The sequence below is a fragment of the Elstera litoralis genome, from assembly GCF_000963705.1.
Lineage (GTDB): Bacteria > Pseudomonadota > Alphaproteobacteria > Elsterales > Elsteraceae > Elstera > Elstera litoralis.
Genome location: NZ_LAJY01000180.1, coordinates 1 through 7,199, shown reverse-complemented (window position 1 = coordinate 7,199; position 7,199 = coordinate 1). Strand labels below are relative to the sequence as shown.

Annotated in this window: 7 protein-coding genes and 1 pseudogene; 5 read left to right on the top strand and 3 right to left on the bottom strand. The window is 58.9% G+C overall.

Going from position 1 to position 7,199, the window contains the following annotated elements:
- Nucleotides 1-64: 64 nt before the first annotated feature.
- From VZ95_RS25330 to VZ95_RS08080, 5 genes and pseudogenes are all read left to right on the top strand, one after another.
- Nucleotides 65-229: pseudogene (locus VZ95_RS25330) on the top strand (hypothetical protein); the annotation flags it as partial.
- Nucleotides 230-362: 133 nt separating this feature from the next.
- Nucleotides 363-1,025, top strand: coding sequence for a hypothetical protein (locus tag VZ95_RS26825; RefSeq protein WP_232302547.1), 663 nt, complete (start codon nt 363-365; stop codon nt 1,023-1,025).
- Nucleotides 974-2,518, top strand: coding sequence for a polysaccharide biosynthesis tyrosine autokinase (locus VZ95_RS08090; RefSeq protein ID WP_232302546.1), 1,545 nt, complete (start codon nt 974-976; stop codon nt 2,516-2,518). Before VZ95_RS26825 ends, VZ95_RS08090 begins: the two co-directional genes overlap by 52 nt.
- Nucleotides 2,496-2,798, top strand: coding sequence for a hypothetical protein (locus tag VZ95_RS08085; protein ID WP_045775400.1), 303 nt, complete (start codon nt 2,496-2,498; stop codon nt 2,796-2,798). Before VZ95_RS08090 ends, VZ95_RS08085 begins: the two co-directional genes overlap by 23 nt.
- Before the next feature lie 64 nt (nt 2,799-2,862).
- Nucleotides 2,863-3,192, top strand: a complete 330-nt coding sequence (locus VZ95_RS08080) for a hypothetical protein (RefSeq protein WP_045775399.1) — start codon at nt 2,863-2,865, stop codon at nt 3,190-3,192.
- On the opposite strand, the gene VZ95_RS08075 is transcribed toward VZ95_RS08080, so the two are convergent.
- The 3 genes from VZ95_RS08075 to VZ95_RS08065 form a co-directional block, all read right to left on the bottom strand.
- Nucleotides 3,134-4,579 (bottom strand): O-antigen ligase family protein, encoded by a 1,446-nt coding sequence (locus VZ95_RS08075; protein WP_052711595.1) that lies wholly within the window; start codon nt 4,577-4,579, stop codon nt 3,134-3,136. The two genes, VZ95_RS08080 and VZ95_RS08075, sit on opposite strands and share 59 nt — an antisense overlap.
- 437 nt (nt 4,580-5,016) lie before the next feature.
- Nucleotides 5,017-5,886, bottom strand: coding sequence for a nucleotidyltransferase domain-containing protein (locus VZ95_RS08070; protein ID WP_198148166.1), 870 nt, complete (start codon nt 5,884-5,886; stop codon nt 5,017-5,019).
- A gap of 19 nt (nt 5,887-5,905) precedes the next feature.
- A complete protein-coding gene (locus VZ95_RS08065) occupies nt 5,906-7,114 on the bottom strand; it encodes a glycosyltransferase family 4 protein (RefSeq protein WP_045775397.1) in 1,209 nt (402 codons plus the stop codon).
- Nucleotides 7,115-7,199: the final 85 nt, after the last annotated feature.

Below are 7,199 nucleotides of genomic sequence, written 5' to 3'. Positions count from 1 at the left end.
ATATGCCCGGAATATTCTGCTGACCGGCTTTGCGGGCGTTTTATTACGATGATTTCAAAGGCATCAACGCGACTCGTTTCTGTACGAAATGCGCGGGCGTGTAACCTATGCGTTCAACGAGAATGTCTTTGTGAGTGGTGAGCTTGCCCACCGCACGAAGGACTCGGAACTGGTCGGTCGCAGTTTCGATCAGAACTTCATTGGGCTGCGCCTCGGGTTGCAGATGTAGGGTTAAGGGGAAGTCTTCGTGTCAAATTCGGCTCAGTCGTTGCCTCCCGTACCGTCCGCGCCCGCGTCTCTTATGCTTCAGGGGCGGGACGTTTTTTCGGTGGGTGCGGGGCGTTTTATGGCGCGGAAAATACTTGGTTCTCGCCATCGTTCTGCTGCTTCTGGTGCCGACGCTTCTCTACCTTCAGCAGATAACGCCGCTCTATACCGCGTCCGCCGAAGTTCTGATCGAGGGAAGCGATACCGGCGATACGCTGCTGGATCGCAATAACCCTTATCGTCCGCGGCTCAGCGAAGTTGCGATTATGACCGAGTCGGAAGTGCTGACGTCGACGCCCTTGGCGTGGCGGGTGATCGAGAAGCTCGGCCTTCAGAATGACCCGGAATATAACCCGAGGCTGCGGAAGCCTTCGGCTTTCGGGATGTTCATGGCCGATCTTTGGGCGTTGGAGTGGTTGCCGGAAGAATGGCGCCCCGCGCGCCCTGTGGCGACAGTGCCGGAGCTATCGCCGGACGCGCGGGAGCGGATCGAAAAATCCCGGATCGTTCGGCGCTTTCTCGGTCTTGTCGATGTGCGGGCGTCTCGCCGGACTTATGTGATTACCGTGTCGGCAACGTCGGACAGCCGGGAAAAGGCCGCCCGCGTCGCCAATATGATCGTTGAGTTCTATATTCTCGATCGATTGGAGCTGGGTTTCAGGAAACCCGCCGCGTTACCGGCTGGTTATCCGAACGGCTCGAAGGATTGCGGCGCGATGTTGCCGCCGCCGAGGCGGCAGCCGAGCAGTATCGGATGATAAATAATCTCCGTCGCAATTCCGACCGGAGTGGCACGGTTAACGAACAGCAGTTGAGTGAGATCAATTCCCGCTTGGTTATCGCGCGCGCCGATTTGGCGCAGAAGCAAGCGCGGCTCGATCAGGTGCGCGCGCTGGTCCGCCAGCGTGGGACGGTCGATACATCTTTGGATGTGTTGCAATCGCAGCTCATTCAGCGCCTGCGCGAGCAGGAAGTAACCCTGCTGCGGGAAATGTCTGATGGGGCCAAGACGTTCGGCGAGCGTCACCCGCGTTTGATTGCGTTGCGGGCTGATCTCAATGAGTTGCGGGCCAAGATCGCGTTGGAAGTCGAAAAGGTTGGTGCCTCCGTCGCGAATGAGGTGGAGGTAGCGTCGGCCGGGGCACGGACGTTGGAGCGGGAGCTGGCTTCCCTGCGCCGCACCAATGATTCGGCGGGCGAGGCGGAAATCCGCCTGCGCGAATTGGAACGCGATGCGGAAACCAGCCGCGAGCTCTATCAATCCTTCCTGGCCCGCTTCAAACGCGATGCCGAGCAGGATCGAATCCAGCGCGCCAATGCTCGGATTTTGTCACCGGCAGAAATTCCAACCGCTCCATCCTCGCCGCGCTCCACGCTTATTGTCATGGCGGTGCTGCTGCTCGGGTTTGGCGCCGGGGTCGTGCTGGTCTTCCTGCTGGATCATCTCGACAATGCCGTGCGCTCCACCCATGAGGCGGAAGATATTACCGGCCTGCCGGTCTTCGCGTCGGTTCCCGTCGCCCGGCGTCGGGGCGGCACCGCTGAAAGCCAAGTTCTGAAACGGCCGCGCTCGGGCCTCGCCGACTCTTTCCGCACTCTGCGCACCGCCTTGACCCTATCCGGCGCACCGGAGGACAAGGTCATCATGGTGACATCGTCGGTGCCAGAGGAAGGGAAAAGCTTTGTTGCTCTTAGCCTTGCCCGCCAGTTCAAGCGGACGGATGGGCGCGTTCTGCTGATTGACGGCGATCTACACCGCCCCCGCTTGCACAAGGCGGTGAATGTTGATGCGACGCGCGGTTTTCTGCAACTGCTCAACGGTACCGGCACGCTGGAAGAATTGATTGTCCGCGATGCGGTTGGGGAGATTGATTTTCTGCCGGCTGGGCGTCTTGGCGGCGAAAAACGCAAAGCCGACGAGCCGGTGCTGGATTTAACCTCGGAAGCGCTGGAACGCGTTATGGAGATGCTGCGCGCCCGGTACGACCGCATCATTCTCGATACGCCGCCGGTTCTTGCCGTCGCCGACACCCGCATGTTGGCGGGGGTCGCCGACCGGGTGCTCTATCTCGTCCGCTGGAATTCAACCCCGCGGGAGGCCGTGCGGACCGGCGTGCGGCTGCTGCGCGATGCGCGGGCGAAGCTAGCGGGGATCGTCCTGTCGCGGGTCGATACGCGGCGTCATGCGCGCTACGGCTATAGCGATTACACTCAATATTACGGACGCTATGGCGGCTACTACCAAGAATGACGGTGCCGCTCGGCGCGGCGCGGCGCTTCTGGCGCTAACCTTCGGCGGGCTGCTGTGCCTAACCGGGGCGGCCCGGCTATGGGCCGTCTGGCAGGCCGAGCCCGCGCGCATCGGGCTTGAAGCGCTGAAACGGGGGGCGCTGCCGATGAAACCCCGGCTCTGTTGCTTGAAATCGCCGACTCGCTGGCAGCATCGGGACGGATGGGGCCGTTTATCGTTCCCTGGGCGACTAGCGATCGCGGCGGCAGTCTCGAAGCCTGATACGCCTGCGCGCGGGTGATCCGTCGGCAGTCACCGTACTCGAAGCGGCCCTTGGTGCCGCCGCCGGGGACCCTGACGGTTGGGTGCGGCTTGCGCGCTTGCGCCTGAAGGAAGGCAAGCGCATCGAAGCCGGGCAGGCGCTGCGGGTTGCTCTCTTGGCCGGGCAGGTCATACCGGGGGCCATGCTGCCGCGTCTGCGCCTGGGGCTCGATCTTTACCCGGTTCTCGACGCCGATACGCGGCAGTTGGTGCAGCGGCAGGTCCGCTTGGTTTGGGTTCTGTCTCCGAAGGAAATTCCCCCGCTTTTGACCGTGCAGGCCTATATCCCGGTGATTACGGAGGCGCTGGCGGCGGTTACTCCAGCGGACGAGCAACAGTTCCGGCGGATAAATCAGTTGGATCGGACCCCGTAACCGGGGTTACCAACTCGCCACTCGGCCAAGATTGCGCTAGCCCAACTCCGGTTAGATAGGCGGCAAGCGCTGTAATCGCCGGGTTCGCGAGGCTAAAATCGAAGAGATTATGGGTTATCAGAAGGCCCGCGCTTGCAATCGCCAGGGCCGGATGAATTTGGCTGCGCCGCCGCTGGATCAACCCGATGGCGCAGCGCCCGAGGATTAGCAGCAGTGCGGTCAACCAGAGCAAGGCCGCCGGGATGCCCAAGTCCATAGCCTGCTCCAACGGCATCGAATGGGCGTAATCGAACAGCACCTCGCGCGATAAATCGGCGGAGCGATAGGGCTTAAAGCTGGCGAGATAGGCACCGAACCCGTGGCCCGTCCAGGGGGCATCCAGGATGGCATCGCCCGTCAGACTGAACAGAAAGCCCCGCTCGCCTTCCAATTCATTGCTTTCGGCGATCCGCTCTAGGGTGGTTTCACCGCTGACGATCACGAGGATTGTGCCGAGCGTTAGCATGCCGGTCAGCAGAAGTGCCGCCCACCGGCGGGCAATGAGCCCGGCAGCGGCCCCGGCGAGAATGAGAAGGATCATGCTGATCGCGGTCGCCATGAAACCGCCGCGCGAGTGGCTCAGCAAAATCGCGGTGCCGAGGAGAATAATCCCAACGCCGGCGGTTCCGGCTTCAGTGATGAGGATGGAAACCCGGTCGCGCAGGCCGAGACGCCGATCATCCGAAGACGACCGCCCGCCGCTGGTGGCGCGGTAAAGGGCGTGAATGGCGAGTGCGAGACAGAGGAGTAACCCCAAGCCCGCGTAAGTGGCAAAAGCATTGCGGTTGACGAAAGTGGCGGTTAGATCGCCAAAATAGGCCCATTTCGGAAACCAAAGGATGGCCTCCACCCCCGCGAAAAACAGAACTAACCCGTACACGGCGTAGAGGACCGCTGCCCGCGCGAGCCAGTGAAGCCCCAAATACGCGCGCTCCCGGTCGCGCCCCAACTGGAGGGCCAGCCAGAAGATGCCGCCATAGGTTAGGCAGCGCTGAATAGCCCCCCAGGTGGCGGCGGGATCGAGTGAGATGACAGCGGGCTGCGGCTTTTGCCCTAGGGCGGCGGCGGCTTCGGCCCAGAGTGGGTGGGCAAAGGGCCGCGAGAACGGCACCAAGGCTTGCACGGTAGCCCATATCAGCACAGCCCCGCTCAGGATCAGCACGGGAGCCACGGTCCTCAGCGGAACGGCAAGGCGCACCCGGTTCTGCAAAACCCCGTATCCCCAAGCGCAGAGAAGCAGGCCGGTCAACAGGCTAAGCAGGCTCCACGCCCAGGGGCGATGGCTGCCAAAGGGCAGCGGGGCGAGACATAGCAGGATCAACAAGGCCTGGAACAGCCGGTCGGACATTTCTACCTCCGTTCAAGGCACCATTTGGTAGGTCTATACGTCGGATTACACAAAAATATCTATGGTTTGCAACAGGCTTGCCCATGCCCTGCGATTTGCGTTAACCGTGCCTTCTGCTGACTCAATTGGAGTTGCGGTTCCGATATCGGATAAAACCCTTCTCATTAAAAGGATGGGGCGTATCAAAATATGAATCCATAAAAATTTCCTCGGTAAACTTACATCGATAAGATCTTCTCGACTAATCAATAATTTCTTTAATTCAAAAATTACCGATTCATTGTTTGGGGATAGAATTATGTCAATATATGTTTCCGATAATCTTTTTTGCATCCATGAATAAAATTTATTATAATTCTTGGAATTGCGACTTTTTATTAATTTTTCTACCTGTAAATGGATGCGTTTTGCGGATTTATAATGTTTTATGCTGGCGTTTAATTTTTATTCCGGGGGATATTTGGAAAAAATTCTTGCAATAGTATGCTCGTATGAAGGAATGCCGGGACAAAATTATACTCTTTAGCAAGTGAAAATAGGTTTTTCATATCATTTTCATTTTGAAATGGAATGGTTAAATCGACCAGCCACCTTAAACGTTGCCATCCATGACGCAAACCATGCAAAGTATGATAAAAAATATGCTGATCCCGAGGGAGTGTAGGAACTTTCTTACTTTCCATCAAGCTCACGAAAGATCGATTTGACCATAAGTATTCGAAAGACCAAGGTAAAAATGCCTGATTATCGAATAAACGCCAATGAAGTTCTATCATAATTTTTCCGGAGAAATACGCCTGATCTTTATTCACAAAGGAAAGATTTTCAACGGAAACCGGGAAAAAAGGCTTAAATCCGCTTTCAACGATAATCTCATGGGCTCTGGACATCATCGCCGGATCGATCAGAAAATCGATATCCGACGACATCCGCACATCGGCTCGGCCATAAAGCTGCGCGCTTAGCGCCTGCCCCTTCAAGACCAGGGCGCGGCAGCCGGCTTGCTCGAAGCGGTCTAGGAGGCGCAGGGTTACAGCGGCTTGATGCAGAGCCCGCATGCTCTCCCGCTGTTGGGCGGCCCGGAGTTCCGGCCAAAGCGCCGCTAAGCCCGATGCCTCAATGGCCCCGAAGAGGGGGGGCAGAAGCCGGTGTTCATGGGCAAGCTCCAGCAGCAAGCGCCGATCGAGAGTGTCGATCTGGTCGGCGGTAATCTCTATTTTTCCGCTGGGCCAGAGCGCCGCTCTACGCAGCAAATCGGCTTCGGGACCGATGGGCAGCAAGGGAATGAGGGACTTTGGTGACAGCATTCTTACTCCGACCCGATCATCAGTCTTGAGGTGTAAGGCCCCGGACCTCTTCCAGGAACGCCATGATACGGCCACCGATAGCGGCAATATTGCCGTGCTGCCCAGTGAAGGCCAACCCCGCCGCCCCGCACGCCTGCCGGAGCGACGCATCCTCTAGCAGTCGTCGCGCCGCCGCTATAAACCCCGGATGATCGTCGGGTTCAACCACAAGGCCAAGACCATAGTGGCGAATAAGCCAAGCGGCATGGTTTGTCTGGGGAATCGCCGCCAAAATCGGCAAGCCCGCCGCCGCATAACTATAGACCTTCGAGGGGATGGACATACCGTTGGCGACGGCATTGAGTTGAACGATGCCGATATCGGCGCTGGCCAGCATGGCCGGAACCTGTGCGGCAGGCTGATAATCGAGCAAAATCAAATTCGGCAGCGCCCGAGCGGTTTTCAGCGTTTCGAGATGGTCCCGTCCAGGGCCTTCGCTGACGATAATGAGGCGCACCTCAGGGTCTTTCGTCAGGTCGCTCGCAAGTCGGGCCAAAAGCGCCGGGTCGTGTTTCCGCCCCAAGGTGCCTGCCGCGAGGATGATCTTACTGCCGCCAATTCCCTGCGTGTCCGCCCAAGATTTTTGGCGTTCGAGGGTAGCTTGAGTGGGCGCGGCCCAATTCTCCTGAACGAGCGTCATCGGCTGCCGAACTCCGTGGGCCTGCAAACTCGCTAGGAAGGAGGGGGCAATGACGATCAGACCCGCTGACTGAGATAAGGTGCCGAATTCCAACCGGCGCAGAGCGGCCAGGGCAAGCGCGGCGATGGGCTTTGGCAGCCTTTCGACCATCGGCGCGGCCCCAAGGCTGAAGATATCCTGCACCCACGCAACACAGGGAATTCTGCGGCGGCGGGCGTTTTGGAAGGCAACCGCCTGGGCGAGAGGGGGGGTATTGGCCGAGAGAATGAGATCGGGCCGAAATTCCAGACTCTTGCGAGCCAACCCCCGGCCGTAGCGGTATTCGTCCAGCATGCGGCGGGGCAGAGCGTAGCGCGTGAAAGGATGCCCGAGACGAACCGTATCGAAGGCTAGGCCAGGCGGGTCGCCTTCTTGGTGAACGGGGGTTCCCCGTGGCCCGACCAGTTCTTTAGCGCTCAGATGCAACACCTGGTGCCCCTGATCGGCAAGCCACCGTGCCAGCGGGATGATGAAGGCATAACAGCCGAAATCGTGCAGCAAAATCCGCATGGATCATTCTGAGGCTTAAGGTTGGCGCTTGTCTAGGGACACGCCTCGGCGGGTTGCGCATGAGGCCTATCGGGTGGTTTAAAAA